At 71.5% G+C, this 25,926-nt stretch carries 31 protein-coding genes and 1 riboswitch; of the genes, 22 read left to right on the top strand and 9 right to left on the bottom strand.

Going from position 1 to position 25,926, the window contains the following annotated elements:
- Positions 1 to 6: 6 nt before the first annotated feature.
- From ACZ7NC_RS04810 to ACZ7NC_RS04795, 4 genes are read right to left on the bottom strand one after another with little or no spacing between them, the layout of a single operon-like run.
- Positions 7 to 873, bottom strand: a complete 867-nt coding sequence (locus ACZ7NC_RS04810) for an ATP-binding cassette domain-containing protein (protein ID WP_471484886.1) — start codon at positions 871 to 873, stop codon at positions 7 to 9.
- Positions 870 to 1,619: a cobalt ECF transporter T component CbiQ gene (gene cbiQ, locus ACZ7NC_RS04805; RefSeq protein WP_471484885.1), complete on the bottom strand. Its 750-nt coding sequence runs from the start codon at positions 1,617 to 1,619 to the stop codon at positions 870 to 872. Before cbiQ ends, ACZ7NC_RS04810 begins: the two co-directional genes overlap by 4 nt.
- A gap of 3 nt (positions 1,620 to 1,622) precedes the next feature.
- Entirely contained in the window at positions 1,623 to 1,988 is a 366-nt protein-coding gene (locus tag ACZ7NC_RS04800) for an energy-coupling factor ABC transporter substrate-binding protein (RefSeq protein WP_471484883.1), read from the bottom strand.
- Positions 1,988 to 2,686: an energy-coupling factor ABC transporter permease gene (locus tag ACZ7NC_RS04795; protein WP_471484881.1), complete on the bottom strand. Its 699-nt coding sequence runs from the start codon at positions 2,684 to 2,686 to the stop codon at positions 1,988 to 1,990. Before ACZ7NC_RS04795 ends, ACZ7NC_RS04800 begins: the two co-directional genes overlap by 1 nt.
- Before the next feature lie 30 nt (positions 2,687 to 2,716).
- Positions 2,717 to 2,903: riboswitch (cobalamin riboswitch) on the bottom strand.
- A 100-nt stretch (positions 2,904 to 3,003) separates the two neighbouring features.
- Here ACZ7NC_RS04795 and ACZ7NC_RS04790 point away from each other — a divergent pair.
- From ACZ7NC_RS04790 to ACZ7NC_RS04760, 7 genes are all read left to right on the top strand, one after another.
- Positions 3,004 to 3,837, top strand: a complete 834-nt coding sequence (locus ACZ7NC_RS04790; protein ID WP_471484879.1) for a M55 family metallopeptidase — start codon at positions 3,004 to 3,006, stop codon at positions 3,835 to 3,837.
- The gene (locus tag ACZ7NC_RS04785) at positions 3,830 to 5,134 is read left to right on the top strand and encodes a M20/M25/M40 family metallo-hydrolase (protein WP_471484877.1); all 1,305 of its coding nucleotides are present in this window, start codon (positions 3,830 to 3,832) and stop codon (positions 5,132 to 5,134) included. Before ACZ7NC_RS04790 ends, ACZ7NC_RS04785 begins: the two co-directional genes overlap by 8 nt.
- 17 nt (positions 5,135 to 5,151) lie before the next feature.
- Entirely contained in the window at positions 5,152 to 7,104 is a 1,953-nt protein-coding gene (locus ACZ7NC_RS04780; RefSeq protein WP_471484875.1) for a prolyl oligopeptidase family serine peptidase, read from the top strand.
- Positions 7,101 to 8,048 (top strand): S66 peptidase family protein, encoded by a 948-nt coding sequence (locus ACZ7NC_RS04775; RefSeq protein WP_471484874.1) that lies wholly within the window; start codon positions 7,101 to 7,103, stop codon positions 8,046 to 8,048. The genes ACZ7NC_RS04780 and ACZ7NC_RS04775 overlap by 4 nt, the downstream gene beginning before the upstream one ends.
- Positions 8,049 to 8,177: 129 nt before the next feature.
- Positions 8,178 to 9,968 (top strand): CocE/NonD family hydrolase, encoded by a 1,791-nt coding sequence (locus tag ACZ7NC_RS04770; RefSeq protein ID WP_471484873.1) that lies wholly within the window; start codon positions 8,178 to 8,180, stop codon positions 9,966 to 9,968.
- 65 nt (positions 9,969 to 10,033) lie between these two features.
- On the top strand, positions 10,034 to 10,288 hold the full coding sequence (locus tag ACZ7NC_RS04765; RefSeq protein ID WP_471484871.1) for a LapA family protein: 255 nt from the start codon (positions 10,034 to 10,036) through the stop codon (positions 10,286 to 10,288).
- Positions 10,289 to 10,307: 19 nt separating this feature from the next.
- Positions 10,308 to 10,856 (top strand): GNAT family N-acetyltransferase, encoded by a 549-nt coding sequence (locus ACZ7NC_RS04760; protein WP_471484869.1) that lies wholly within the window; start codon positions 10,308 to 10,310, stop codon positions 10,854 to 10,856.
- Here the strand turns inward: ACZ7NC_RS04760 and ACZ7NC_RS04755 are convergent.
- Positions 10,834 to 11,181: a DUF6204 family protein gene (locus tag ACZ7NC_RS04755; protein WP_471484867.1), complete on the bottom strand. Its 348-nt coding sequence runs from the start codon at positions 11,179 to 11,181 to the stop codon at positions 10,834 to 10,836. The genes ACZ7NC_RS04760 and ACZ7NC_RS04755 overlap by 23 nt on opposite strands.
- Positions 11,182 to 11,305: 124 nt before the next feature.
- Entirely contained in the window at positions 11,306 to 11,653 is a 348-nt protein-coding gene (locus tag ACZ7NC_RS04750) for a VOC family protein (RefSeq protein WP_383407315.1), read from the bottom strand.
- Positions 11,654 to 11,750: 97 nt separating this feature from the next.
- Between ACZ7NC_RS04750 and ACZ7NC_RS04745 the strand changes: the two genes are divergently transcribed.
- Both ACZ7NC_RS04745 and ACZ7NC_RS04740 read left to right on the top strand, forming a co-directional pair.
- Complete coding sequence (locus ACZ7NC_RS04745; protein ID WP_471484865.1) at positions 11,751 to 12,248, top strand: phage holin family protein; 498 nt, start codon at positions 11,751 to 11,753, stop codon at positions 12,246 to 12,248.
- A 30-nt stretch (positions 12,249 to 12,278) separates the two neighbouring features.
- Positions 12,279 to 13,337, top strand: a complete 1,059-nt coding sequence (locus ACZ7NC_RS04740; protein ID WP_471484930.1) for an SDR family oxidoreductase — start codon at positions 12,279 to 12,281, stop codon at positions 13,335 to 13,337.
- On the opposite strand, the gene ACZ7NC_RS04735 is transcribed toward ACZ7NC_RS04740, so the two are convergent.
- A complete protein-coding gene (locus ACZ7NC_RS04735; RefSeq protein WP_471484864.1) occupies positions 13,334 to 14,425 on the bottom strand; it encodes an enolase C-terminal domain-like protein in 1,092 nt (363 codons plus the stop codon). The genes ACZ7NC_RS04740 and ACZ7NC_RS04735 overlap by 4 nt on opposite strands.
- 275 nt (positions 14,426 to 14,700) lie before the next feature.
- Here ACZ7NC_RS04735 and ACZ7NC_RS04730 point away from each other — a divergent pair, with 275 nt between their 5' ends.
- From ACZ7NC_RS04730 to ACZ7NC_RS04670, 13 genes are all read left to right on the top strand, one after another.
- A complete protein-coding gene (locus ACZ7NC_RS04730) occupies positions 14,701 to 16,581 on the top strand; it encodes an NAD(P)/FAD-dependent oxidoreductase (protein ID WP_471484862.1) in 1,881 nt (626 codons plus the stop codon).
- Positions 16,578 to 18,425 carry a transketolase gene (locus tag ACZ7NC_RS04725; RefSeq protein ID WP_471484860.1) on the top strand — a complete coding sequence of 616 codons (1,848 nt, stop codon included), beginning with the start codon at positions 16,578 to 16,580 and terminating at the stop codon, positions 18,423 to 18,425. The genes ACZ7NC_RS04730 and ACZ7NC_RS04725 overlap by 4 nt, the downstream gene beginning before the upstream one ends.
- Positions 18,422 to 19,351, top strand: a complete 930-nt coding sequence (gene ligD / locus ACZ7NC_RS04720) for a non-homologous end-joining DNA ligase (protein ID WP_471484858.1) — start codon at positions 18,422 to 18,424, stop codon at positions 19,349 to 19,351. The genes ACZ7NC_RS04725 and ligD overlap by 4 nt, the downstream gene beginning before the upstream one ends.
- A gap of 83 nt (positions 19,352 to 19,434) precedes the next feature.
- Positions 19,435 to 19,767, top strand: a complete 333-nt coding sequence (locus tag ACZ7NC_RS04715) for a gas vesicle protein GvpO (RefSeq protein ID WP_471484857.1) — start codon at positions 19,435 to 19,437, stop codon at positions 19,765 to 19,767.
- 52 nt (positions 19,768 to 19,819) lie between these two features.
- Positions 19,820 to 20,245 (top strand): gas vesicle structural protein GvpA, encoded by a 426-nt coding sequence (locus tag ACZ7NC_RS04710; protein WP_471484856.1) that lies wholly within the window; start codon positions 19,820 to 19,822, stop codon positions 20,243 to 20,245.
- A complete protein-coding gene (locus ACZ7NC_RS04705; RefSeq protein WP_471484855.1) occupies positions 20,242 to 21,012 on the top strand; it encodes a GvpL/GvpF family gas vesicle protein in 771 nt (256 codons plus the stop codon). The genes ACZ7NC_RS04710 and ACZ7NC_RS04705 overlap by 4 nt, the downstream gene beginning before the upstream one ends.
- A gap of 4 nt (positions 21,013 to 21,016) precedes the next feature.
- A complete protein-coding gene (locus ACZ7NC_RS04700; protein WP_471484853.1) occupies positions 21,017 to 21,277 on the top strand; it encodes a gas vesicle protein GvpG in 261 nt (86 codons plus the stop codon).
- Complete coding sequence (locus ACZ7NC_RS04695) at positions 21,277 to 21,915, top strand: DNA primase (RefSeq protein WP_471484851.1); 639 nt, start codon at positions 21,277 to 21,279, stop codon at positions 21,913 to 21,915. The genes ACZ7NC_RS04700 and ACZ7NC_RS04695 overlap by 1 nt, the downstream gene beginning before the upstream one ends.
- A complete protein-coding gene (locus ACZ7NC_RS04690; RefSeq protein ID WP_471484849.1) occupies positions 21,912 to 23,012 on the top strand; it encodes an SRPBCC family protein in 1,101 nt (366 codons plus the stop codon). Before ACZ7NC_RS04695 ends, ACZ7NC_RS04690 begins: the two co-directional genes overlap by 4 nt.
- Positions 23,009 to 23,347, top strand: a complete 339-nt coding sequence (locus ACZ7NC_RS04685; protein ID WP_471484847.1) for a gas vesicle protein — start codon at positions 23,009 to 23,011, stop codon at positions 23,345 to 23,347. The genes ACZ7NC_RS04690 and ACZ7NC_RS04685 overlap by 4 nt, the downstream gene beginning before the upstream one ends.
- On the top strand, positions 23,344 to 24,138 hold the full coding sequence (locus ACZ7NC_RS04680; RefSeq protein WP_471484846.1) for a GvpL/GvpF family gas vesicle protein: 795 nt from the start codon (positions 23,344 to 23,346) through the stop codon (positions 24,136 to 24,138). Before ACZ7NC_RS04685 ends, ACZ7NC_RS04680 begins: the two co-directional genes overlap by 4 nt.
- Positions 24,135 to 24,323, top strand: a complete 189-nt coding sequence (locus ACZ7NC_RS04675) for a gas vesicle protein (RefSeq protein ID WP_031475810.1) — start codon at positions 24,135 to 24,137, stop codon at positions 24,321 to 24,323. The genes ACZ7NC_RS04680 and ACZ7NC_RS04675 overlap by 4 nt, the downstream gene beginning before the upstream one ends.
- A 107-nt stretch (positions 24,324 to 24,430) precedes the next feature.
- On the top strand, positions 24,431 to 24,694 hold the full coding sequence (locus ACZ7NC_RS04670; protein ID WP_266453027.1) for a gas vesicle protein K: 264 nt from the start codon (positions 24,431 to 24,433) through the stop codon (positions 24,692 to 24,694).
- A gap of 26 nt (positions 24,695 to 24,720) precedes the next feature.
- Here the strand turns inward: ACZ7NC_RS04670 and ACZ7NC_RS04665 are convergent, their stop codons facing one another.
- Positions 24,721 to 24,891 carry a hypothetical protein gene (locus ACZ7NC_RS04665; protein ID WP_062702272.1) on the bottom strand — a complete coding sequence of 57 codons (171 nt, stop codon included), beginning with the start codon at positions 24,889 to 24,891 and terminating at the stop codon, positions 24,721 to 24,723.
- A 65-nt stretch (positions 24,892 to 24,956) separates the two neighbouring features.
- Positions 24,957 to 25,790: a class I SAM-dependent methyltransferase gene (locus ACZ7NC_RS04660; RefSeq protein WP_471484845.1), complete on the bottom strand. Its 834-nt coding sequence runs from the start codon at positions 25,788 to 25,790 to the stop codon at positions 24,957 to 24,959.
- Positions 25,791 to 25,926 lie beyond the last annotated feature (136 nt).

Genomic DNA, 25,926 nt, shown 5'->3' with positions numbered 1-25,926 from the left:
CCTGCGTCAGCCGTCGGCCGGCAGCGCGGGCGTGGGGTGTGCCGCCGCCAGGGCCGCCAGCTCGTCCGCGTCGCGTGGACCGGGTGCCGTCTCGTCCAGCAGCCCCTGCGCGCGGAGCAACCGGGCCGCCGCGACACCCCAGGGCAGCCTCAGGCCCGCCTGCCGGAGGAGGTCCGTGCGGGCCAGCATCACGGGTGCGGGGCCGGTGCGTACACCCGAGGGGGTCAGCAGTGCCGCGTCGTCGGCCCAGCGCAGGGCGAGATCGACGTCGTGGGTGGCCATGACCACCGTGGTGCCGCTCGCGCGCAGCCCGCCGAGCGTGGCGAGCAGACGCTCCTGCCCGTCGGGGTCGAGCCCGGCGGTCGGCTCGTCGAGGATCAGCACGCGCGGCCGCATGGCGACCGCCCCGGCGATGGCGGTGCGCTTGCGCTGCCCGTACGACAGCAGATGCGTGGGCCGGTCGGCCAGCGCGGTGATGTCCAGCGCGGCCAGCGCCTCGTCGACCCGTGCCCGCACTTCGGCGTCGGACAGGCCCAGGTTCAGCGGGCCGAAGGAGACGTCCTGCGCGACGGACGCGGCGAAGAGCTGGTCGTCGGGGTCCTGCACCACCAGCTGGACGGTCGTCCGCAGCCGCGTCAGCCCCTTGCGGTCGTACGTGACCGGCGCCCCTTCCACCGCCAACCCGCCTCTGTGCGGCTTGAGTCCGCCGCTGAGCAGGCGCATCAGCGTGGTCTTGCCGCTGCCGTTGCGGCCCAGCAGCGCGAGCGCGCGCCCCTCACACACGTCGAAGTCGAGGCCGCTGAGCACGACGGGGCCGTCCTCGTAGGCATAGGACGCGCCCCGCAGGGCGACCAGGGCGGTGGGCTCGCTCATGGCAGGGCCTTCTCCAGTACGAGGGTGAGGGCGGCCAGCGCTGCGAGCAGTGCGCAACTCGCGGCCGTGAAGCGGACGGAGATCCGGGCCTGGGGCACCAGGACGCGCAGCGTGCCGTCGTAGCCGCGCCCGGCGAGCCCGGCCTGGAGCCGGGTCGCCCGGTCGAAGGCCCGCACGAACGCGGTGGCGCCGAGCCCGGAGAGCGAGCGCCACTCCGCGGCCCGACTGGTGTGGCCGAGCCGGGCGGCCTGGGCGTCCCGGACGCGCCGCACGGAGTCCAGGAGCAGGAAGCTCATGCGGTACGTGACCAGGGCGACGTCGACGACCGGCGCGGGCACCCCGGCCTTCACCAGGCGGGGCAGCAGATCGGACATCGGCGTGGTGAAGGCGAACAGCAGCACGCCGAGGGAGGCGGCCGAGGTGCGCAGCAGCAGTTCCCCGGCGCGCCGCCCCCCGTCGTCGGCGAGGGACACGAAGCCCTCCGGGCCGCCCACTTGGACCAGCAGCGTGACCGCGCCGGTCACACAGAAACCGAGCGGCACGCGATAGGCGCGCCACAGCCGCCGCGCGGGCACGCCCGCCGGCCCCAGCAGCACGGTGAGCGCGGTGACCAGGACCAGCGCGGCGCCCGGCCAGGGCGGCAGCGAGATCGCGAGCACGGTGAGGCCGAGTCCGAGCACGGCCTTGTCCACGGGATGACGGCGGCGCCAGCGACTGCTGTGCGCTGCCGCGTCGATCGGCAGCACGCGTCAGACCTTGCCGGCCTTCGGTTCCTCGGCGCTGGGCTCCCCGGCGGTGGGCTCCCGCTCCAGCGCCCGCCGCTCACCCTGCTTCCGGCCCCGGTGCAGACCGAAGTAGTAGGCGAGCACACCGGCGCCGAGAGCCGCCTGGAGCGAGAACAGGGCCGACTCGATCTCGCCGGACGGCGGCTCGTAGAGCGGCGAGAACCACGGCTTGTAGTCCGGCTCGATCTCGGTGATCGCCGACTCGGCCTCGCCGTCGGAGCCCGTGAACGGCTCCTCCTTGTGGTCGCCGAGGCCGAGCGCGAGCGGCAGCACGGCGAGCGCGGCCACGACGAGCAGCAGCAACAGGTTGATCTTCGTGTTCTTCTTCATCACGCCACCGCCTCGGTCTCGGTCCGGGACCGCTCGCCGGCGACGAGCACGCCGAGCCGGGTCAGTTCGCCCTTGCTGGACTGCACCAGCAGCCGCATCACAAGCACCGTGAGCAGGCCCTCGCTCACCGCGAGCGGGATCTGGGTGACGGCGAAGATGGAGCCGAACTTGCCGAGCGCGCCCAGGAATCCGCTGCTCGGGTCGGGGAAGGCGAGCGCCAGCTGGACGCTGGTCACGCAGTAGGTGGACAGGTCGGCGACGAACGCCCCGAAGAACACGGCGACCATCAGCGGCACGTCGAAGCGCCGCAGCAGCTTGTAGATCGCGTACCCGGCCCAGGGCCCGACGATCGCCATCGAGAAGACGTTGGCGCCGAGCGTGGTCAGGCCGCCGTGCGCCAGCAGCAGCGCCTGGAACAGCAGGGTGATGGTGCCGAGCACCGCCATGATCGGCGGCCGGAACAGGATGGCGCCGAGCCCGGTACCGGTGGGATGCGAGCAGCTGCCGGTCACCGAGGGCAGCTTCAGCGCGGACAGGACGAAGGTGAAGGCTCCGGAGGCGCCGAGGAGCAGTGTGCTCTCGGGGTGCTCCCTGACCTCACGGGTGAGTGAACGGACTCCGTGTACGACGAACGGCGCGGACGCGACGCCCCAGGCGACCGCGTGCGCCGGAGGCAGGAAACCCTCGGCTATGTGCATGGCTCAGCAGACCCTCTCCAGCACCTCGTGGATGGTTGACGCGCCTTGGCCGGTCTCCTGGCTGACGGGTACCACACGCCCGTGCTCCGCCTTCCCGGGTTCCGAAGAACCCAGTGGCTGCCCATGAGGGCCGGAGCCGGACTTCCCGATTCACAGTGGCGAGGGCCGCACCGGCATCACACCGGATTTCCCGTTCACCAAGGCGTCGTGACAGTAGTGCCCGCACACGGTGGCTGACAAGCGGGCCCAGGGGGCGTGAAAGCGGCGTTCGTCCGCTTCGTGGCGGGTTCTCGCGCGGGCGCGTAACGTGACGGAGCATGAAGATCCTCATCAGTGCCGACATGGAGGGCGCCACCGGTGTGACCTGGCCGGGCGACGTGCTGCCCGGGACCCCGCAGTGGGAGCGGTGCCGGGGGATGTTCACCTCGGACGTCAATGCCGCGGTGCTGGGATTCTTCGACGGCGGCGCCGACGACGTCGTCATCAATGAGGCGCACTGGTCCATGCGCAATCTGCTGCTCGAACGGCTCGACGAGCGGGCCGAGATGCTCACCGGCCGGCACAAGTCGCTGTCCATGGTCGAGGGCGTTCAGCACGGCGACGTGGACGGCATCGCCTTCGTCGGCTACCACGCGGGCGCCGGCATGGAGGGCGTCCTCGCGCACACCTACCTCGCCAACTCCATCACCGGGGTGTGGCTGAACGACGTACGGGCGAGCGAGGGGCTGCTGAACGCGCACGTCGTCGCCGAGTACGGCGTGCCCGTCGTGCTCGTCACCGGCGACGACGTGGCCTGCGAGGACGCGCTCGGGTACGCGCCCGAGGCGCTGAAGGTCGCCGTCAAGGACCACGTCTCGCGGTACGCCGCCGTGTGCCGTACACCGGCCAGGACCGCCGCCGACATCCGCGCGGCGGCGAAGGAGGCGGCCGCGCTGGCGGTCCGTCAGCAGCCGGTGAGCGGCGGCCCGTTCACCGTCGCCGTCGAGTTCGACGCGGAGCACCTCGCGATGGCCGCCACCGTCGTCCCGGGCGTCGAACGTATCGGCGAACGAAAGGTGGCGTACACCAGCGAGCGTATGTACGAGGGAATCCGTACCTTCAAGGCGGTCACCACGATCGTCTCGGCCGCGGTGGAGGAGCAGTATGGCTGACGGGCAGGCGCTGGACGAGGTCGTGACGTTCACCTCCGACCTCATCCGCATCGACACGACCAATCGCGGGGGCGGGGACTGCCAGGAGCGGCCCGCCGCCGAGTACGCCGCCGCGCGGCTGGCCGAGGCGGGCCTGGAGCCCACCCTGCTGGAGCGCGTCAAGGGCCGCACGAACGTCGTCGCCCGCATCGAGGGCAGCGACCCCTCGGCGGCCGCGCTGCTCGTCCATGGTCATCTGGACGTGGTGCCCGCGCAGGCCGACGAGTGGAGCGTGCACCCGTTCTCCGGGGAGATCCGCGACGGGGTCGTGTGGGGCCGGGGCGCGGTCGACATGAAGAACATGGACGCGATGATCCTCGCCGTCGTCCGGGCCTGGGCGCGGGAGGGCGTACGGCCCCGCCGGGACGTTGTGATCGCATTCACCGCGGACGAGGAGGCGAGCGCCGAGGACGGCTCCGGCTTCCTCGCGGACCGGCACGCCGGGCTGTTCGAGGGCTGCACCGAGGGGATCAGCGAGTCGGGCGCGTTCACCGTCCACGACGGCGGCGGCCGGCAGATCTACCCGCTCGCGGCCGGGGAGCGCGGCACCGGCTGGCTCAAGCTCACGGCACGCGGCCGGGCCGCGCACGGCTCCCAGCCCAACCGGGAGAACGCGGTGACCCGCCTCGCCGCCGCCGTCACCCGCATCGGCGCCCACGAGTGGCCGATCCGCCTGACCCCGACGGTCCGCGCCGCCCTCACCGAACTCGCCGCGCTGTACGGCCTCGACGCCGACCTGGCCGACGTGGACGCACTGCTGGCGAAGCTCGGCCCGGCCGCCAAGCTGGTGGAGGGCACCGTCCGCAACAGCGCCAACCCGACCATGCTGGACGCCGGTTACAAGGTCAATGTGATCCCGGGGGAGGCGGTGGCCTACGTCGACGGCCGGTATCTCCCCGGCTTCGAGGACGAGTTCCGCGCGACCGTCGACGAACTCACCGGCCCGGACGTGGACTGGGAGTTCCACCACCACGAGGTGGCCCTCCAGTCGCCGGTCGACTCGCCGACCTACGCCCGTATGCGCGCCGCCGTCGAGGAGTTCGCGCCCGAGGGCCACGTGGTGCCGTACTGCATGCCCGGCGGCACGGACGCCAAGCAGTTCTCGCGGCTCGGCATCACCGGCTACGGCTTCTCGCCGCTGCGGCTGCCGGAGGGCTACGACTACGGGGCCATGTTCCACGGCGTCGACGAACGGGTGCCGGTCGAGGCGCTGCACTTCGGTGTGCGGGTACTCGACCGCTTTCTGCGCACGGCCTAGACGAAGTAGGGGAGACAGTGCGGACGCTGGCGTACGGTTCCTGGCCCTCGCCCATCGACGCCGCCGTCGCCGCGGCGCACGACGGGCGGCCCGAGTACGTGGGCTTCGTCGGTGACGAGGCGTGGTGGATCGAGCCACGGCCCACGGAGGGCGGGCGGCGCACGCTGGTACGGCGACGCGCCGACGGCACCGAGGAGTCGGTGCTGTCCGAACCGTGGAACGTGCGCAGCCGGGTCGTCGAGTACGGCGGGCAGCCGTGGGCGGGCGCGATGGCCGACGGCAGGCCGCTCGTCGTCTTCGTCGACTTCGCCGATCAGCGGCTGTACCGGTACGAGGAGGGCGGCGAACCCCGTCCGCTGACTCCCGTGTCCGACACGGGCGGCGGACTGCGCTGGGTGGAACCGCAGTTGCGACTCGACCTCGGTGAAGTGTGGTGCGTGCTGGAGGAGTTCACGGGGGAGGGGCCGACCGATGTGCGGCGCGTCCTGGCCGCCGTGCCGCTGGACGGCTCCGCGGCCGAGGACCGGGACGCCGTACGCGAACTCACCGACGGGCGGCACCGGTTCGTGACCGGAGCGCGGATCTCGCCCGACGGGCGGCGCGCGGCGTGGCTCGCCTGGGACCACCCGCGGATGCCGTGGGACGGCACCGAGCTGCTGGTCGCCGACATCGGCGCCGACGGCACGCTCGGCGGCCCGCGGATCGTCGCCGGGGGGCCGGAGGAGTCGATCGCGCAGGTCGACTGGTCGGCCGAGGGCCGGCTGCTGTACACGAGCGACCACAGCGGCTGGTGGAACCTCTACCGCGACGGACAACCCCTGTGCCCGCGCGAGGAGGAGTTCGGCGGTCCGCTGTGGAAGCTGGGGCTGCGGTGGTTCGCCCCGCTGGCGAGCGGGCTTGTCGCCGTGGTGCACGGCCGTGGTTCGACGGCCCTCGGGGTCCTCGACCCCGAGACCGGCGAGATCGTCGACGCGGCCGGCCCCTGGACCGAGTTCGCGCCCACGCTCGCGGTGCACGGCGATCGGGTGATCACCGTCGGCGCCAGTCCGCGCAGCGCGTACGAGGTGGTCGAGCTGGACACCTGCACCGGCCGGTCCCGGGTGGTCGGGGCCGCGCACGACGACGCCGTGGACCCCTCCTACTACCCCGAGCCGCAGATCCGCACCTTCACCGGCCCCGCCGGGAACGACATCCACGCGCACATCTACCCGCCCCACAACCCCGGCTGTGTCGCCCCCGCCGACACACCGCCGCCGTATGTCGTCTGGGCGCACGGCGGCCCCACCGACCGGGCGCCCCTGGTGCTCGACCTGGCCATCGCCTACTTCACCTCACGCGGCATCGGCGTCGCCGAGGTCAACTACGGCGGCTCCAGCGGGTACGGGCGGGAGTACCGCAACCGGCTGCGCGAGCAGTGGGGCGTGGTGGACGTCGAGGACTGCGCCGCCGTCGCGCTCGCCCTCGCCGACGAGGGCACCGCCGACCGCGACCGGCTCGCCGTCCGGGGCGGCAGCGCGGGCGGCTGGACCACCGCCGCGTCGCTCACCACCACCGACGTCTACGCCTGCGGCACGATCCTCTACCCCATTCTCGACCTGGCCGGCTGGGGCACGGGCGAGACCCATGACTTCGAGTCGCAGTACCTGGAGTCGCTGGTCGGCCCGCTCGCCGAGGTGCCGGCGCGCTACGCGGAGCGTTCGCCCGCCGCGCACGCCGACCGTCTCACCGTGCCGTTCCTGCTGCTGCAGGGCCTGGACGACGTGATCTGCCCGCCCGCCCAGTGCGAGCGGTTCCTGGCCAGGATGGAGGGGCGCCGGGTGCCGCACGCCTACATCGCCTTCGAGGGGGAGGGGCACGGGTTCAGGCGGGCGGAGACGATGATCCGCGTCCTGGAATCCGAACTCTCCCTGTACGCACAGGCCTTCGGGCTGAACCCGCCCGGGATCCCGAATCTGGAGCTCGCCAAGTGACCCGGTCGGCAGGGCCACTGCTACGGCCACTGCTCCGGCCCTCCCGGCTCGCCCCCGGCGCCCGTGTGGCCGTCGTCGCGCCCAGCGGGCCCGTGCCCGAGGAGCGGCTGCAGGCCGGGCTCGACGTGCTGCGCGGCTGGGACCTCGACCCCGTGGTGGCGCCCCATGTGCTGGACCGGCACGGCGAGTTCGGCTACCTCGCGGGTACGGACGCCGACCGCGCCGCCGATCTGCAGGGCGCCTGGTGCGATCCCACCGTGGACGCCGTGCTGTGTGCCCGGGGCGGTTACGGCGTGCAGCGGATGGTCGACCTGCTGGACTGGGACGCGATGGGCGCGGCCGGGCCGAAGGTGTTCGTCGGCTTCAGCGACATCACCGTGCTGCACGAGGCCTTCGCCACCCGGCTGGGCCTGGCGACGCTGTACGGGCCGATGGCGGCGGGCGTCGACTTCGTCAAGAACGCGCGGGCGCAGGAGCATCTGAAGGCCACGCTGTTCGAGCCGGAGTCGGTGCGCGCCATCACCTCCGCCGGATCCGCGCTGGTCCCGGGCCGGGCGCGCGGTGTCACGCTCGGCGGCTGCCTCTGCCTGCTCGCCGCCGAGGCGGGCACCACGCACGCCCGGGTCTCCGCGTCCGGCGGCCTGCTGTGCCTGGAGGACGTGGGCGAGGAGACGTACCGGCTCGACCGCTACCTCACCCAGCTTCTGCGCGCCGGTCTGTTCGACGGCGTGCGCGGCGTGCTGCTCGGCTCGTGGCAGGAGTGCGAGCCGTACGAAGGGGTGCGTGCGCTGCTCCTGGACCGTCTGGGTGGCTTCGGTGTGCCCGTTGTGGAGGAGTTCGGGTTCGGGCACTGTGAGGGTGCGCTGACGATTCCCTTCGGGGCGAGTGCCGAACTCGACGCCGAGGCGGGGACGTTGACTCTCGATGAGCCGGCGCTGCGCTGAGCTCCTTTCACTGAATCTCCGTCAAGAAACCTCCGTCACGGCGATTGACCTCGCCTGACACGTGTCACACCATGACAACCGGCCAGTACTTACTGGTCGGTAAGCAGGGCATCCCCAGCGTGCCTCAGTGTGGAGGTCTCAGTGTCCCGTCGTGTGCCCAGATATCGAGCCCCGCTCGCTCTCGTCCTCGGCGCCACCCTCACCGCACCCCTCGCACTCACCGCACCGGCCGCCGCCGCGACCGGCCAGTACACCGTCACCGCACTGAAGTTCACCGTCCAGGCGGGCGGTCGCACCTGCACCGTCGACGCCGATCTGTACCGGCCCGTCGGCGTGGACCGCGCCCACCCCGCGCCCGCCGTCGTGGCCACCAACGGCTTCGGCGGCAGCAAGTCAGACGGTTCCACCGACGTCGTCGGCAAGGCCTTCGCCGAACGCGGATACGTCTCCCTCGTCTACTCCGGGCTCGGCTTCGGCAGGTCCGGCTGTCTGATCTCGCTCGACGACCCCACCGTCGACGGCGTCGCCGCCTCCGGCCTGATCGACTTCCTGGGCGGCAAGCGCGCCGCCGACGACGGCACGAGGGCCGACTTCGTCACCCTCGACGCCCCCGGCGACCCACGCGTCGGCATGGTCGGCGGCTCCTACGGCGGGGCCGTCCAGCTGGCCACGGCCGCCGTCGACCGGCGCCTGGACGCACTGGTGCCGATGATCACCTGGCACGACCTGGCGTACTCCCTCGACCCGAACAACGCCGCAGGCAGCGGCAACGTCCCCGGCGCCTTCAAGTGGCAGTGGGCCAACGGCTTCTACCTCATCGGCGAGGGCCAGCCCCTGCTGGAGCCGAACCTCGACCCCTCCCGCATCAACTCGATGGCCTGTCTGCACTTCGTCACCAAGGCCTGCGACACGATCCGCACCCTCAACTCCGGCCGCTATCCGGCGAAACAGACGGCCGAGCTGCTCGCCTACGCCCGCAGCGTCTCGCCGGTGTCGTATCTGCACCGCGTCAAGGCACCCACGCTGCTGGTCCAGGGCCAGGCCGACAGCCTCTTCAACCTCAACGAGGCGACGGCGACGTACAAGACGCTCAAGGCCCAAGGGACTCCGGCAAAGCTGATCTGGCAGTCCTGGGGCCACAGCGGCGGAATCAGCGACCCCGCCTCCGGCGAACTCAACCTCGGCCAGGGCAACCTGGAGACCAGCTACGTCGGCCGGCGCATCCTCGCCTGGTTCGACCGCTACCTCCGCGAGAACCACGTCGACACCGGACCCGCCTTCGCCTACTACCGCGACTGGATCACCGACCCGAACCACACCTATGCCACCGCCGACCGCGTCCCCGCGCTCAGCGAGACCCTCTACCTCTCCGGCGACGGCAAGCTCGTCGACAACCGCGGCAAGGTGACGCGCGGCAGCCGTACGTACACCAACTGGCTCGTCCCCACCAGCCACTCGGAGAGCTCGCTCGCCGGGCTCATCGGCCTCCCGGACCGGGCGCCGTACGACACCCCGGGCACCCATCTCGCCTGGACCAGCGAGCCGCTCGCGCGCACCACCGACGTCGTCGGCGCGCCCCGGGCCACGCTGCGGGTCGTCTCCCCGAAGGCCGAGCGGACCCAGCACTCCGGGGACGCCGCCGACAAGCTCGTCCTGTTCGCCAAGCTGTACGACGTCGCGCCGGACGGCACCCGGACGCTGGTGCACCGGCTGGTCGCACCGGTGCGGGTGCCCGACGTGACCAGGAGTTTCACCGTGACCCTGCCCGGGATCGTGCACCGGTACGAGAAGGGGCACCGGCTGCGCTTCGTGATCGCGGCGAGTGACGACGCGTACTTCGGGAACCGGGGGATCAAGCCGGTGACCGTGGTCAGCACACCACAGGACACGGGGGTGATCCAGCTGCCGGTGCTCGACTGATCGAACCGGGACTACCGGGACTGCTCACCGTGCGTGATCGCGTCCTCGGGAGCATCCTTGGTGGTATGACCACGAAGACGTCGGAGAGCGGCACGAGGGCCGGCGGGAAGTGGGGTGGCCTGGCCGGGGCGATGACCCCTGCCAGGATCACCGTGCTGGTGCTCGCCGTCCTCGCCCTGGTCCTCATCTTCGAGAACACCGGCAGGACCGAGATCCGGCTGCTGATCCCCCTGGTGACGATGCCGCTGTGGCTGGCGCTGCTCGGCACGGGCGTCATCGGCGCACTGTTCGGGGCGTATTTCATGCGACGGCGCCGCTAGCGGGTCGTACGCTGGCGCAATGCCGCACCCCGCGTCCCGCTACCTCGCCGAAGGCCCCCGCGTGGGCATACGTCCCTTCACCCACGAGGACGGCGCCGAGTTCACGGCGCGTGCCCGGGAGAGCAAGGAGCTGCACCAACCGTGGCTCTTCCCGCCGGACGGCGCCGCGTCATACGCCGCCTACGCCGGGCGGCTGATCGAGGATCCGACCAAGGCGGGGTTCCTAATCTGCTCGAAGGACGACGGCGAGGGCATCGCCGGGTTCATCAACATCAACAACATCGTCCAGGGCGCCTTCCAGAGCGGTGCCCTCGGCTACGGCGTCTTCGCCCACGCGGCCGGGCGCGGCCTCATGCGGGAGGGCCTCGATCTGGTGGTGGGCCACGCCTTCGGGCCGATGCGGCTGCACCGCCTGGAGATCAACGTCCAGCCCGCCAACACCGCCTCCATCGCCCTCGCCCGCGCCTGCGGCTTCCGCCAGGAGGGCTTCTCGCCGGGCATGCTCTTCGTCGACGGGGCGTGGCGCGACCATGAGCGGTGGGCGATCACCGCCGAGATGCGGGCTTGAAGTTGATCTTCATGGTGTCGAGGTCGGTGACCGTGGACTTCAGATCGCGGAAGCCGTAGCCCAGCTCCCGGAGCGCGGTCCCCGCCCGGTCCTCGGCGATGGCACCGGCCATCTCCTCGCCGTCCGCCGCGTCGGAGATCACGACGTAGCGCATCGAGAAGTGCTTGAGTGGGGACGGCTCGTAGGACAGCGACCCCTCCTCGGAGAACCGCATGCTGCTCAGGCCGTGCTCGGCGGCCTCGGCGAGCAGCCGCGTCCGGGCCTCGTCGGTGAGGCCGTCCCAGGTGCCCCGGACGATCACCCGGTAGGTGTGCTGCTCGCTCATGCTCCCGCTCCCGTGGATTGGCGTGGAGCGTCGACTGTACGTCGACGAGGTTGAACCGCATGCGGAATATCGTCGTGCTCGACGCCCCTCCCAACCTGTCCGACATCGTGGTGTCGGCTCTCGATCAGGCCTGACGGTCCGCGTACTCGTAGATCGACCCGTCCGGGTGCATCGCGATCAGGTTGCGGCCCACCGGCGTCGGCACCGGGCCCGCGATGATCCGGGCACCCAGCTCGCTGAGCACCTGGTGCGTCTCCTCGACGTCCTTGACGGCGATCGTCGCCGCGACCTTGCGCAGCACCTCCAGCTCGGCCTCCGGGCCGCTCATCAGCAGGAAGCACCCGATCGCCGCCACCTGGACGCCGCCGCGTTCGAAGCGGAGCGCGGTGCCGCCCGCGAGGCGTTCGTAGAAGGGGACCGCGGCCTCCAGATCATCGACGCACACGCGCAGCGTGGCTCCCAGAATGTCCATGTGGGAAGCCTAGTTGGCGGCGGCCGGGTGGGGAGATCGTTTCACGCGATCCCCTCACTCCCCGTTATGCGTACGCCTGTACGGGTACTCGGCGGCCATGGACCGCTTGGATCATCTTGAGCATCTGGACAAGCACCTGGTCGACGAGCTGGCGCAGGTGGCGCGCGAGACCATACGGGACGAACTGCGCGAGCAGACGCGCAGGCAGCGCCGCCGGGCCACGCTCTACGCCGCGTCCGGCGCCGTCGCCCTGTACGCGGGCGCGGCCCTCGCGCTCGCGCTGGGATTCGGCCTCGCCGCCGGGCTGCCGGACTGGGCGGCCGCCCTGATCACCGCGGCCATCCTCGGCGTGCTGGCCTACGTGCTGCGCGGCGCGGCCCGCCCGTCGGCGTCCCGGCACACGGGCGTACCGACCGACGCGGCGCACGGCCGCACCGTCGGCGGCACGGCTCCGTCCGCCGCGCCGAGCGGGCTGGGTGGTGTGCCGTACCCGCCGATGCCGCCCGGACCGCCGGCGGGCGCGCCGGACCCGACCGAAGCGCGGAAGCCGTATCCGGACGACATCGACCCCGAGCAGCCGCACCACCGGGCGTGAGGCGGCGTGCGCGGGCCGTGGGAAGGGGCCCTGCCGAAGCGCGGCAGGGTCGTGGTGGTGACCGGCGCCAGCGGAGGCGTGGGCCGGGCTGCGGCCCGGGCCTTCGCCGCGCGCGGCGACCGGGTCGCCCTGCTCGCGCGGGGTCGTGAGGGCCTCGCCGCGGCGGCGGACGAGGTGCAACAGGCCGGCGGTGAGGCGCTGGCCGTCACCGTGGACATGGCTGACCCCAAGGCCGTCGAGGACGCGGCCCAGCGGGTCGCCGACGCGTTCGGGCACATCGACGTCTGGGTCAACAACGCCTTCGCCGGGATCTACGCGCCGTTCACCGAGGTCACCCCGGACGAGTTCCGCAGGGTGACCGAAGTGACGTACCTGGGCTATGTGTTCGGCACCCGGGCCGCCCTGCGGCACATGCTGCCGCGCGACCGGGGCACGATCGTGCAGGTCGGATCGGCGCTCGCCTACCGGGGGATTCCCCTGCAGTCGGCGTACTGCGGGGCGAAGCACGCCATTCAGGGATTCAACGAGTCGCTGCGGTGCGAGCTGCTCCACGAGCGGAGCCGGGTGCGTACGACGATGGTGCAGCTGCCGGCCGTCAACACCCCGCAGTTCGACTGGGTGTTGAACCGGATGCCGGGACGCGCCCGGCCGGTGGCCCCGGTGTACCAGCCGGAGGTGGCCGCGCGGGCGATCGTGCACGCGGCCGGGCACGGGCGGCGGCGGGAGTACTGGGTCGGCGGTTCGACGGTGGCGACGCTGTTCGCCAACGCGGTCGTACCCGGGCTGCTGGACCGGTATCTGGCGAGGACCGGCTTCGAGGCCCAGCGCGACGAGGGCGAGCCGGACGAGGGCGCGCCGCCGGGGCCGGGCAACCTGTGGACGCCGGCGGACGGGCCGCACGGCCGGGACTTCGGCGCGCATGGCCGCTTCGACGAGGAGTCTCATCCGGCCGCCCCACAGGAGTGGCTCTCCCGCAATCGTGGCCGGGTGGGACAGGCGGTCGTGGTCGGTGCCGGGGTTCTGGCGGCGCGACGACTGGCTCGTCTCGCTCGCCCCGGCCTCGCTGGTCATCGGGTGACCGGTCGCTAGGCGACCCGGTACTCCTGGACTTCCTCCGCCCGCAGCGTCAGGCCGTGCCCCACGCCCTGGACCGGGGCGATCGTGCCGCCCGTGGGGTCCAGGGCGCCGTCGAAGAACATGTCCTCGATACGGACGTGGTCGTGGAACCACTCGATGTGGCGGAGGTTGGGAAGCGCCGCGGACACGGCGGCGTGGGCGTGCGGGGCGCAGTGGGCCGAGACCTCCAGGCCGTGGGCCTGGGCGAGAGCGGCGGTGCGGAGGAACTCCGTGAGGCCGCCGCAGCGGGTGGCGTCGATCTGCAGACAGTCGACGGCGCCCGCCGCGATCATGCGGGCGAAGTACGGCAGGTCGTAGCCGTACTCGCCGGCCGTGACGTCGCACGGCAGGGTGTCTCGGATCAGACGCAGACCGGCGAGGTCGTCCGAGGACACCGGCTCCTCGAACCAGCCGACACCGTGACCGGCGAGGGCGTGGCCGACACGGATCGCCTGTTTGCGGGTGTAGGCGCCGTTGGCGTCCACGTACAACTCGGCCTCGGAGCCGATCACCTGACGGGCGGCCCGGACCCGGGCCACATCGCGCAGCACCGCCCCGCCCCGGTCCTGTCCGATCTTGATCTTCACGCGCGGGATGTGCTGACCGTGCACCCAGCCGTTCAACTGCGCCGCCAGGTGCTTGTCGTGGTACGTCGTGAAGCCGCCGCTGCCGTAGACCGGAACGCGTTCGCGGCAGGTGCCGAGCAGCCGGGCCAGGGGCAGTTCCAGCAGGCGGGCCTTGAGGTCCCACAGGGCGATGTCCAGCGCCGAGATCGCACACCCGGCGACGCCCGGCCGGCCGGCGTTGCGGACGGCGCGGCACATCGCCTCGTGCACGGCCGGGATGTCCAGGGCGTTACGGCCCTCGACCAGCGGCGCGAGATGGTCGCGCAGGAAGTCGCCGACCGCCGCCGGGCCGTACGTCCAGCCGGTGCCGGTCGCGTCGCCCGCCGTCACCTCGGCGATCACCACGGTCGTGGCGCTCCAGGCCAGGGTGCCGTCCGCCTCGGGGGCGTCGGTGGGCACCGTATAGACGGAGACGACGGGGAGATGGAGTTTCATGACGTCCGTCCGCCCCTCGCCACCGCCGAAGCCCGGCGATCACCGGCGACACGAAGGAAGCAGCAGCCGTACTGGGGCATGGGGGAAACCTCCGGAAGGGCCGCGTCGGCGGCGGTGGCGGGTCGCCCCACCGGGTACCCGGAGGTCCGGACGGCAACCCGGGCCGGTTGTTGGACGTGCCGGAAACCGGCGGGCGGGCGTGGACCACGTTTGGGGGCCCTGACCAGGGGGACGCGGAAGGCTCCCGAGGTACGCGACAGCGTCGGAGGCCCAACGTGAGTCGACCCCGCATCGTGATCGTCGGCGCCGGATTCGCCGGATTCCGGGCAGCCCGCACCCTGTCCCGGCTCACCCGGCACAAGGCCGACATCACCCTGCTGAACCCGACCGACTACTTCCTGTATCTGCCCCTGCTGCCCCAGGTCGCCGCCGGCATCCTGGAACCGCGCCGGGTCACCGTCTCGCTCTCCGGCACCCTGCCGCACGTACGGCTCGTGCTGGGCGAGGCCGGAGGCATCGACCTCGACGGGCAGACCGTGCACTACACCGGCCCCGAGGGCGACGCCGGCACCCTGTCCTTCGACCGGCTGATCCTTGCCGCGGGCAGCGTCAACAAGCTGCTGCCCATCCCCGGCGTCGCCGAGCACGCACACGGCTTCCGGAGCCTGCCCGAGGCGCTGTACGCACGGGACCACGTGACCCGGCAGATGGAGTTGGCCGCCGTGGCCGACGACCCCGAGACCTGCGCGGCGCGCTGCACGTTCGTCGTGGTCGGCGCCGGATACACCGGGACCGAGGTGGCGGCGCACGGCAAGCTCTTCACCGACGCCCAGGTGCGCAGGCACCCGTTGCGGGCGGGCCTGCGGCCACGCTGGCTGCTGCTCGACATCGCCGATCGTGTCCTGCCCGAGCTGGACGAGAAGTTGTCGCGCACGGCCGACCAGGTGCTGCGGCAGCGGGGCGTCGAGGTGCGGATGGGGACCTCCGTGAAGGAGGCCACGCACCGGGGGGTGCTGCTGACCGACGGCGAGTTCGTCGAATCCCGCACGCTGCTGTGGTGCGTCGGCGTACGGCCCGATCCGCTCGCCGAGTCGCTGGAACTGCCCCTGGAACGGGGCCGTCTGCTCGTCGACCCCTACCTCCAGGTTCCGGGCCGGCCGGCGCTGTACGCCGCCGGGGACGCGGCCGCCGTGCCGGACCTGGAGAAACCCGGCGAGTACACCCCGATGACCGCGCAGCACGCCTGGCGGCAGGGCAAGGCCGTGGCGCAGAACGTCGCCGCGTCACTGGGCATGGGGCAGCGGCGGGCCTACCGCCACCGCGACATGGGCTTCGTGGTCGACCTGGGTGGCGTCAAGGCGGCCGCCAATCCCCTCGGCGTCCACCTGTCCGGCGTGGCGGCGGGCGCGGTCACCCGCGGCTACCACCTCGCCGCGATGCCCGGCAACCGCGTCCGCGTCGCCGCCGACTGGTTCCTGGACGCCGTACTGCCACGCCAGGCCGTGCAGTTGGGCCTCGTACGGTCGTGGTCGGTACCCCTGGACACGGCTTCGCCGGAGCTTGCCCGGGTGGCGGGCGGGCCGGAGGCGAAGAACGGCGCCGGTGGTGAGCCCGCCAAGGATCAGCCGGGTGCCGTGAAGACGCAGGGGGGCGGAGAATCCGCCGGCAACCAGCCGGGTGGTGAGCCCGCGAAGAAGCAGGGGAGTGGAGAAGCCACCGGCAACCAGCCGGGTGGTGAGCCGGCGAAGAACCAGCCGGGCGGAGAGCCGGCGAAGAGCCAGCCGGGTGGTGAGCCGGCGAGGAACCAGCCGGGCGGAGAGCCGGCGAAGAACCAACCGGGCGGAGAGCCGGCGAGGAACCAGCCGGGCGGAGAACCCGCCAAGAGTCAGCCCGCCGGAGAACCCGCCAAGGCGCAGCCCGCCGGAGAGCCCGCCAAGAGTCAGCCCCGCGGTGAACCGGCCAAAAACCAGCCCCCCGACCCCGTCCAGGACCCCGAAGCCGCCAAGCACCACGAACCCCCGGGCCCCGTCATGCGCCCCGACGCCTCGGCACGTCCCGGACCGCCCTCCGACGCCCCGGCGGTGCACAAGCCGCACCCGCGAAGTCCGGCAGCCCCCGAAACCGGCTCGCCCAAGCCCTCGGAAGGAGAGACATGAACACCGCCGAACTCACCGAGCTCGCCCAGCAGTTGCGGGTGGACAGTGTGCGGGCCTCCGCTGCCGCGGGGTCGGGGCATCCGACGTCGTCGATGTCCGCCGCCGATCTGATGGCCGTACTCCTCGCCAACCACCTTCGCTACGACTTCGAGCGGCCCGCCCACCCCGGCAACGACCGGTTCGTCCTGTCCAAGGGACACGCCACGCCGCTGCTGTACTCCGCCTACAAGGCCGCCGGTGCCATCGAGGACGGGGAGCTGCTCACCTTCCGCAAGCTCGGCAGCCGTCTCGAAGGGCACCCCACCCCGCGCCGGGTGCCGTGGGTGGAGACCGCGTCCGGCTCGCTCGGGCAGGGGCTGCCGATCGGGGTCGGGATCGCGCTCGCCGGGCAGCGCCTGGACCGGACCGGGTACCGGGTGTGGGTGCTGTGCGGGGACAGCGAGCTCGCCGAGGGCTCCGTGTGGGAGGCCGCCGAGCACGCGGCGTACGAGCAGCTGGACAACCTCACCGCCATCGTGGACGTGAACCGGCTGGGCCAGCGCGGCCCGACCCGGCACGGGCACGATCTCGACGCCTACGCCCGCCGCTTCCAGGCGTTCGGCTGGCACACCGTCGAGGTCGACGGGCATGACGTCGACGCCGTCGACCGGGCGTACGGGGAGGCCCGCTCCACCACCGGGCAGCCCACCGTCATCCTCGCCCGCACCCTCAAGGGCAAGGGCGTCGAGAGCGTCCAGGACCGGGAGGGACTGCACGGCAAGCCGCTGCCCGACGCCGACGAGGCGATCGCCGAGCTCGGCGGGCCGCGCGAGCTGCGCATCCAGGTCCACGAGCCGCACGCGACCCGCATGCTGCACGCCGTACCGTCCGGGCACCTCCAACTGCCCAGCTGGAACAAGGGAGAAGAGGCCGCCACCCGTGACGCGTACGGCAAGGCGCTCGCCGCCCTCGGTACCGGTCGCGGCGACGTGGTCGCCCTGGACGGCGAGGTCAGCGACTCCACGCGCGCGGAGTTCTTCGCCAAGGAACACCCCGAGCGGTTCTTCGAGTGCTACATCGCCGAGCAGCAGATGGTCGCCGCCGCGGTGGGGCTCGCCACGCGCGGCTGGCTGCCGTACGCCTCCACCTTCGCCGCTTTCCTGACCCGCGCCTACGACTTCGTGCGCATGGCCTCGGTCAGTGGCGCCGGCATCAACCTCGTCGGCTCGCACGCCGGCGTCGCCATCGGGCAGGACGGGCCGAGCCAGATGGGCCTTGAGGACCTGGCGATGATGCGTGCCGTGCACGGTTCGACCGTGCTGTACCCGTGCGACGCCAACCAGACCGCGCAGCTCGTCGCCCGTATGGCAGGCCTCGACGGCGTCCGCTATCTGCGGACCTCGCGCGGCGCCGGCCCGGTGATCTACGGCCCCGACGAGGAGTTCCCGGTCGGCGGCAGCAAGGTGCTGCGCTCCAGTGACCGCGACCGGCTGACCGTCGTGGCGGCCGGTGTCACCGTGCACGAGGCGCTCGCCGCCGCCGACGCCCTGGACCGCGAGGGCATCCGGATCAGGGTCATCGACCTGTACTCCGTCAAGCCCGTCGACCGGGAGACCCTGCGCCGGGCCGCCGAGGACACCGGCTGCCTGCTCACCGTGGAGGACCACCACGAGGAGGGCGGCATCGGCGACGCCGTGCTCGACGCGTTCACCGACGGGCGCCCGGTGCCGCGACTGGTGCGGCTCGCCGTACGCATGATGCCGGGCTCGGCCTCCCCGGACGAGCAGCTGCACGCCGCCGGCATCGACGCCATGGGCATCACCGCCGCGGGGAAGCTGCTGGTGGAGGAGGCGGTCGTACGGTGACCGACGACGGCGCCACGAAACAGGTGCGGGCAGGCCGCCGTACCGTCGAGGTCAAGCGCGTCGACAAGGTGCTCTTTCCCGGCGGCGGGGGCGCGAAGGAGTACACCAAGGGCGACCTCCTCGACTACCACCGGTCCGTCGCCCCGTTCATGCTGCCGCATCTGCGGGGCCGCCCGCTGATGCTGGAGCGGCACCCCGACGGGCTCGACGGGCCCCTGTTCATGCAGAAGAACACCCCCGAGCACTACCCGGACTGGATCACGCGCGTAGAGCTGCCCAAGGAGGGCGGCACCGTCTGCCACACGGTCTGTGACGACACCGCGACCCTCGTCTACCTCATCGACCAGGCCAGCCTCACCCTGCACCGCTGGCTCTCCCGCACCAGCGGCATCGACCGCCCCGACAGGCTGGTCTTCGACCTCGACCCGGCCGAGAACGACTTCGGGCAGGTCCGAGAGGCGGCGGGTCTGCTCGGCGAACTGCTCGACGCGCTGAAGCTGCCGTCGGCCCTGATGACCACCGGCTCGCGCGGTCTGCATGTCGTCGTACCGCTGAAGGGGCAGGACGACTTCGACCAGGTGCGCGCGTTCGCGCGGGACGTCGCCGACACGCTCGCCGACGCCCACCCGGACCGGCTCACCACCGCCGCCCGCAAGAAGGACCGCGGCGACCGCCTCTACCTCGATGTGCAGCGCAATGCCTACGCCCAGACCGCGGTCGTGCCCTACACCGTGCGCGCCCGGCCCGGAGCCCCCGTCGCCACCCCCCTCACCTGGGACGAGCTGGACGATCCGGACCTCGACGCCCGCCGCTGGACGATCGAGGACGCAGTGGACAAGGCGCGTACCGACCCCTGGGCCGGGCTGATGGGCCGGGCCCGCTCCCTGGGGCCGGCCCGGCGCAGGCTCGAAGCGCTGCGCGGCTGAGGAACTCGGCACACCTCGGCCCGAATAAGCCGAGCCGGGGGTTTGATCGGCGCCTTCCAGGCCACTCGGCGTAGGAGGCGCCCATGAATGATTCACAGAACACACCCAAATCATCCAGACGGCAGACGGGCGGGGCGGACGAACGGCCGGCCCCCATGGAGGTCCTGCGTCAGGCACGGGCCCAGCTCGCCGAGCTCACCGGTGCGAACGCGGAGAAGGTGACGTCCTTCGAGCAGACGGAGGACGGCTGGAGCCTTGAGATAGAGGTCCTGGAACTGACCCGCGTACCCGACACGATGAGCCTGATGGCGAGCTACCAGGTCGATCTCGACCCTCAGGGACAGCTCACGGGATACCGGCGCGTGCGCCGCTACGAGCGTGGCCGTTCCGACGCACACAGGCCGGGCGGCCGCTAGGTCGCCTGCCCACGCCCAGTACACCGACCCCAGACAAGGAGGAACGGCTGGTATGACCGTTGTCCCGGCACAGCAGACCGGCGGCGGAGGCGGCAGCAGCGGCCTCTACGACGTGCTGGAGCTCGTACTCGACAGGGGACTCGTCATCGATGCGTTCGTGCGGGTCTCCCTGGTCGGCATCGAGATCCTCAAGATCGATATCCGCGTCGTCGTGGCCAGCGTCGACACCTATCTCCGCTTCGCCGAGGCGTGCAACCGGCTCGACCTCGAGGCCGGGCCGCGCAAGGACCCGGGCCTGCCCGACCTGGTCGGGGAGATGACCGAGTCCGGTGCGCGCGGCAAGTCCAAGGGGGCTCTGTCCGGTGCCGCCGAGACCATCTCCGACGCCTTCAAGCAGGCACGTGAGGAAGGCGAGGAGCGGCCCCGGCAGCGCACCCGCAAGTCCACGACCTCGCGCAGGAAGGAGGAGCAGGAGTGAGCACGTACGTGTACGGCATCACCGCGAGCTCGCACCCCGCGCTTCCGGAGGACATGGGCGGCATCGGCGAGCCGGCGCGCCCGGTGCGCGTGCTCAAGCAGGGTGAACTGGCCGCTCTCGTCAGCGACGCGCCCGAAGGGCTGCGTCCCAAGCGCAGGGAACTGCTCGCCCACTCCAGCGTGCTCGCCGAGGTGGGGGCGGCCGGCTGCGTGCTGCCCATGCGGTTCGGCAGCGTCGCCCCCGACGACGAGACGGTCACCTCGGTCCTCGCCGAGCGTAGCGACCACTACAAGGAGCGCCTGGCGGCACTGGACGGCAAGGTCGAGTACAACGTCAAGGCGTCCCATGCCGAGGAGGCGGTCCTGCACCGTGTCATGGCCCAGAACCCGGAGATCCGGGCCATGACGGAGGCCAACCGGCAGGCCGGCGGCGGCACTTACGATCAGCGGCTCCACCTCGGCGAGATGGTGGTCGCCGCGGTCAAGGCCCAGGAGGCCGAGGACGCGACCGATGTGCAGCACACCCTGGAACCGGCGGCGGACGCGGTCAGCGTCGGCCCCGAATCCAGCGGATGGCTCGCCAATGTGTCCTTCCTGGTGGACCGGGACGGAGCCGAGGCGTTCCTCGCCGCGGTCGAACAGCTGCGCAAGGGCCATCCGCATCTCGAACTGCGCGTCAACGGCCCGCTGCCGCCGTACAGCTTCGTCGAGCCCGGCCCGGCCGAGCCCGCGGGCACCACGAGCGGCGTGGAGAGCATGGAGGAGTAAGGCCGTGGGACTGCTCGGAGAGGTACTGCTGTTGCCGTTCGCCCCGGTGCGCGGCAGCGGATGGGTGATCAGACAGGCGCTGCGGGAAGCGGAACGCCTCTACTACGACCCGAGCGCCGTTCGCGCCGAACTGGCACGGCTCGAGGAGCGGTTGACCGCCGGCGAGATCGACGAGGAGGAGTTCGACCGCCAGGAGGACGAACTCCTTGACCGGCTTGAGATCGGCCTGCGTGCAGGGTACGGGAACAGCGACGGGACGGCATGATGAACCGAGTGGGACTGGGCCTCGCGGTAGGGGCCGGATACGTCCTCGGACGTACGAAGAAGATGAAACTGGCGTTCGCTCTGGGCACGTTGGTGGCGGGCAAGCGAATGCACTTGAGCCCACGGGCCGTCACGGACCTGGTGTCCCAACAGCTCCAGAACAACCCGCAGTTCAAGGAGATCGGGGACCAGCTGCGCGAGGAACTGCGCGGTGTGGGCAAGGCGGCGTCCGGCGCGATGGTCGAGCGGCAGCTCGACGCGTTCGCCGACCGGCTGCACGGACGTACCACCGAGGTGCGTGAGCAGCTGTCCGGCGTGGTGCCGACGCCCGACCTCGGCTCCGAGAACGAGGAGGACGCGGAGGACGAGGACCGCGACGAGCCGGAGGCGTCCGAGGAGGACGAGGACCGCGAGGACGAGAACCGCGACGAGCCGGCCCGGAAGGCCACGGCGAAGAAGGCTCCGGCGAAGAAGACCGCGAAGAAGGCGGCGAAGAAGGCACCCGCGAAGAAGACGGCGCCCAAGAAGAAGGCGGCCGCGAAGCGGACCGGCGCCGCCAGGTCCGCGGCGAGGAAGACGGCGGGGGCACGCGGCGGCGCCGATGGGACACGCCGGTCGAAGGGCGGTGACGGATCATGACCGAGACACTCGGATCCGCGGGCTCCGCGGCCCGTGGGGCTGCGAAGGAACCACTGTCCGGCCTGGCCAACAGCGAGGCGGCCGACCGGCTCAAGTCCGAACTGCAGGAGTACCTCGCCGTGCAGGCCACTCGGCTGCTCACCGGCGCGGGACGCAAGCTCGGCGAGACCACGGTCAAGCTGAACGACATCGCCGAGGGCCGCAGCCCCGGCTTCGCCCAGCTCGCCCTCGACGGCGGGCGCAAGCTCGCCGAGGGCAAAGGGCCGCTGCGCAGCGCACTGGAACTCGGCGCCACCCGCGCAAAGGACAATGTCGTGAACGCGTTCAAGAACATCGGCGGGGGCGGCAAGAGCAAGAACAAGCGCAAGGCGGGCAACAAGCCCACTGTCATCATCGAGTACATCGACGTCGGCGTGCCGCTGCGCACCGCCTACGACCAGTGGACCCAGTACCAGGACTTCAGCACCTTCGCCAAGGGCGTGAAGAGCGCGAACCGCGCCGACGACACGACGTCCGACTGGCAGCTGAAGGTCTTCTGGTCCAACCGCAGCTGGAAGGCGCAGACCACCGAGCAGGTGCCGGACGACCGGATCGCGTGGACCTCGGAGGGCGGCAAGGGCACCACGAAGGGTGTCGTCTCCTTCCACCGGCTCACCGACAGCCTCACGCGTGTCCTGCTGGTGATCGAGTACTACCCCCAGGGCCTGTTCGAGAAGACCGGCAACATCTGGCGCGCCCAGGGCCGTCGCGCCCGGCTCGACCTCAAGAACTACGTCCGCTTCATCACCCTCAAGGGAGAGGCCGAGGACGGCTGGCGCGGCGAGATCCGCGACGGCGAGCTCGTCCGCAGCCACGAGGACGCGGTCGCGGAGGAGGAGCAGGAGTACGACGAGAACGAGGCGGAGGACGAGGACGAGGAGGACGGCGAGAGCGCCGAGTACGCCGAGGACGAGGAGCCCGAGGGCGAGTACGAAGAGGAGGAGGAAGAGGAGAGCGAGGGCGAGGAGGAGCCCGAGGACGAGTACGAGGAAGAGCCTGAGGAAGAAGCCGAGGAAGAGGACGAAGCCGAGTACGCGAGCGGCGGGAGCCGGCGATGACCATGTCCAGCAGGCTCCCGGAGCCCTACAGCCAGGGCAGCGGAGCCAATCTCGCGGACATCCTGGAGCGGGTGCTCGACAAGGGCATCGTCATCGCGGGCGACATCCGGATCAATCTGCTCGACATCGAACTCCTCACCGTGAAGCTGCGGCTGATCGTCGCCTCCGTCGACAAGGCGAAGGAGATGGGCATCGACTGGTGGGAGGACGACCCCGCGTTGTCCTCCCGCGCCCGCCGCAACGAACTCGCCAAGGAGAACGCCGAGTTGCGCGAGCGTCTGGCCCAGCTGGAGCCTGCCAGGGAAGCCGCCCGGGAACAGGAGGAGGCCCCATGACCGGACTGCGCTACGTCTACGCCGTGTGCCGCCCCTTTCGCTCCGCCCTCCAGGCCCAGCTCTCGGGCGTCGCCGGCGCACCGCCGAAACAGCTGACGCACCACGGCCTGGTCGCCGTCGTCAGTACGGTGCCCGAGGCGGACTTCGCCGAGGCGCCGCTGCGTGCCCATCTGGAGGACCTCGACTGGCTCACCGTGACCGCCCGCGCCCATCAGCAGGTCATCGACGCGCTCACCGCCGTCACCACCCCGCTGCCGCTGCGGCTCGCGACCGTCTTCCGGGACGACAGCGGCCTTCGGACCATGATGGAGGCCCGCGAGGAGGACTTCCGGCGCGTCCTCGACCGGCTGGAGGGGCGGGTGGAGTGGGGCGTCAAGGTGTACGTCGAGAGAGCGCCCACGGAAGCCACCGAGCCCACCGAGCCCGGCCCGTCCGATCGCAAGGCGGAGTCGGGCCGTGACTATCTGCGCCGGCGTCGTATGCAGACGCGCGCTCACGAGGATGTGTGGCAGCGGGCCACGGAATTCGCCGGGCGGCTGCACGAAACGCTTTCCGTTTTCGCCGAGGATCGCCGGTTGCACGCGCCGCAGAGCGCCACGCTTTCCGCCGCGTCCGGTCAGAATGTGCTCAACGCCGCCTATCTGGTGTCGCGCGCGGATTCCGAGGAATTCGTGGAACTGGTGGACCGGGAAAAGGACGACGTACCGGGAATCCGAGTCGAACTCACCGGCCCCTGGGCGGCGTATTCCTTCACGGGAGAGTTCGGTCAGGATTCGGAGGTGGAGCAGTGACCGTCGTCGAACGCCGTGAGATCGCCCTCGTGGACCTGCTCGACCGGCTGCTCGCCGGCGGCGTAGTCGTCACGGGGGACATCACCCTGCGCATCGCCGACGTCGACCTCGTCCGTATCGACCTGAACGCGCTGATCAGCTCCGTCAACGAGCAGGTCCCGTCCCCTTGGGGGGAGTTGACGTGACTTCACATCCCGACCCGGGACCGCACCACGACCCGGCATCGCACCACGACCCGGCATCGCATCGCGATCCGGAACGGCACCACGACCGGGCCTCGCGTCGTAACCGGGTGGACCTGGACCCCGACACTGTGGAACGCGACCTGGTGAAACTCGTCCTGACGGTCGTGGAGTTGCTCCGCCAGCTCATGGAGCGCCAGGCGCTGCGCCGCTTCGACGAGGGCGACCTGAGCGAGGAGCAGGAGGAACGGATCGGGTTGACGCTGATGCTGCTCGACGACCGTATGACCGAACTGCGGGAGCGCTACGGGCTGCGGCCCGAGGACCTGAATCTGGACCTCGGGCCGCTGGGACCACTGCTTCCCCGGGAGTGACGTCAATTCACCGGAGTGAAATCAACTCACCACCGATACCAGCGGCCCCTGCCGCCCGCCGTGGTCGTGCCACGCATCACGAAACCGAGTAGCCATACGACGAGGACCGCTATCGCGATCCACCACAGGGCCTTCAGCGCAAATCCGGCGCCGAAGAGAATCAGAGCCAGTAGCAGCACGAGCAGAATGGGAACCATAATCCAACCTCCTGCTCATCGGGTTTCCAGAAGTCCGCGATTCAGTCCGCCATTCACTACACGATTCAGGCTTCCTTACGGCACAGAATCTCTCCGTGCAGCACGCTGAACCAGCCGTCGTCCCGCTGCCCCCACTCCCGCCAGGCCGCCGAGACCGCCCGCAGCCGCTCCACCGTCGCGTGCCCGTCCCGCGTGGCACGCTCGGCATACGCGGAGGCCAGTGTGCGATCCGCCCACAGTCCGCTCCACCAGGCCCGCTCGTCGGGCGTAGCGAAGGTCCAGGTGCTCGAGGTCGCCGTGATGTCCGTGAGCCCGGCCCGCAGCGCCCAGGACTTCAGCCGGCGCCCTGCGTCCGGCTCGCCGCCGTTGGCGCGGGCGACCCGGCGGTACAGCTCCAGCCAGTCGTCCATCCCCCGGGACGCCGGATACCAGGTCATGGCCGCGTAGTCCGAGTCACGGACCGCGATGAGGCCGCCAGGCCTGGTGACCCGCGTCATCTCGCGCAGCGCGGCCACCGGGTCGCCGACGTGCTGGAGCACCTGGTGGGCGTGGACCACGCAGAAGGTGTCGTCCGGGAAGTCCAGGGCGTGCACGTCCGCCACCGCGAAGTCGACGTTCGTCAGACCGCGCCCGGCGGCCGTGGCCCGGGCCTGCTCCAGCACCTCCGGCGCCCGGTCGACGCCGGTGACGTGCCCGTCGGGGACCAGGGCCGCCAGGTCGGCGGTGATCGTGCCCGGCCCGCAGCCGACGTCCAGGATCCTCATGTGCGGCTTCAGCGAGTCGAGCAGATAGGCCGCCGAGTTGGCGGCGGTGCGCCAGGTGTGCGAACGCAGCACGGACTCGTGGTGCCCGTGCGTGTAGACGGCGGTCTCCTGTGCCTTCGACGGCCCTTTCGACATGGCTGTTCCCCTCGTCTCGTCGTGCCGGTCGACGGGATACGCGACGGGGTGCGCGGCCTCGCCGACCGGTACTCGACACCGTAAGCCCGCATGTCGAATGATGAGACCCGCGTTTTGCCATCTGGACTGACGGTCA

Source organism: Streptomyces sp. NPDC111802 (genome assembly GCF_055634335.1).
This window is presented reverse-complemented; position numbering and strand designations above follow the sequence as displayed.

Bases quoted from the DNA above. Each gene is read 5' to 3' on its own strand.
- ACZ7NC_RS04810 (WP_471484886.1), bottom strand. From the start codon at position 873: ATGAGCGAGCCCACCGCCCTGGTCGCCCTGCGGGGCGCGTCCTATGCC.
- ACZ7NC_RS04800 (WP_471484883.1), bottom strand. From the start codon at position 1,988: ATGAAGAAGAACACGAAGATCAACCTGTTGCTGCTGCTCGTCGTGGCC.
- ACZ7NC_RS04795 (WP_471484881.1), bottom strand. From the start codon at position 2,686: ATGCACATAGCCGAGGGTTTCCTGCCTCCGGCGCACGCGGTCGCCTGG.
- ACZ7NC_RS04790 (WP_471484879.1), top strand. From the start codon at position 3,004: ATGAAGATCCTCATCAGTGCCGACATGGAGGGCGCCACCGGTGTGACC.
- ACZ7NC_RS04785 (WP_471484877.1), top strand. From the start codon at position 3,830: ATGGCTGACGGGCAGGCGCTGGACGAGGTCGTGACGTTCACCTCCGAC.
- ACZ7NC_RS04765 (WP_471484871.1), top strand. From the start codon at position 10,034: ATGACCACGAAGACGTCGGAGAGCGGCACGAGGGCCGGCGGGAAGTGG.
- ACZ7NC_RS04760 (WP_471484869.1), top strand. From the start codon at position 10,308: ATGCCGCACCCCGCGTCCCGCTACCTCGCCGAAGGCCCCCGCGTGGGC.
- ACZ7NC_RS04755 (WP_471484867.1), bottom strand. From the start codon at position 11,181: ATGAGCGAGCAGCACACCTACCGGGTGATCGTCCGGGGCACCTGGGAC.
- ACZ7NC_RS04750 (WP_383407315.1), bottom strand. From the start codon at position 11,653: ATGGACATTCTGGGAGCCACGCTGCGCGTGTGCGTCGATGATCTGGAG.
- ACZ7NC_RS04745 (WP_471484865.1), top strand. From the start codon at position 11,751: ATGGACCGCTTGGATCATCTTGAGCATCTGGACAAGCACCTGGTCGAC.
- ACZ7NC_RS04735 (WP_471484864.1), bottom strand. From the start codon at position 14,425: ATGAAACTCCATCTCCCCGTCGTCTCCGTCTATACGGTGCCCACCGAC.
- ACZ7NC_RS04725 (WP_471484860.1), top strand. From the start codon at position 16,578: ATGAACACCGCCGAACTCACCGAGCTCGCCCAGCAGTTGCGGGTGGAC.
- ACZ7NC_RS04715 (WP_471484857.1), top strand. From the start codon at position 19,435: ATGAATGATTCACAGAACACACCCAAATCATCCAGACGGCAGACGGGC.
- ACZ7NC_RS04710 (WP_471484856.1), top strand. From the start codon at position 19,820: ATGACCGTTGTCCCGGCACAGCAGACCGGCGGCGGAGGCGGCAGCAGC.
- ACZ7NC_RS04695 (WP_471484851.1), top strand. From the start codon at position 21,277: ATGAACCGAGTGGGACTGGGCCTCGCGGTAGGGGCCGGATACGTCCTC.
- ACZ7NC_RS04690 (WP_471484849.1), top strand. From the start codon at position 21,912: ATGACCGAGACACTCGGATCCGCGGGCTCCGCGGCCCGTGGGGCTGCG.
- ACZ7NC_RS04685 (WP_471484847.1), top strand. From the start codon at position 23,009: ATGACCATGTCCAGCAGGCTCCCGGAGCCCTACAGCCAGGGCAGCGGA.
- ACZ7NC_RS04680 (WP_471484846.1), top strand. From the start codon at position 23,344: ATGACCGGACTGCGCTACGTCTACGCCGTGTGCCGCCCCTTTCGCTCC.
- ACZ7NC_RS04665 (WP_062702272.1), bottom strand. From the start codon at position 24,891: ATGGTTCCCATTCTGCTCGTGCTGCTACTGGCTCTGATTCTCTTCGGC.
- ACZ7NC_RS04660 (WP_471484845.1), bottom strand. From the start codon at position 25,790: ATGTCGAAAGGGCCGTCGAAGGCACAGGAGACCGCCGTCTACACGCAC.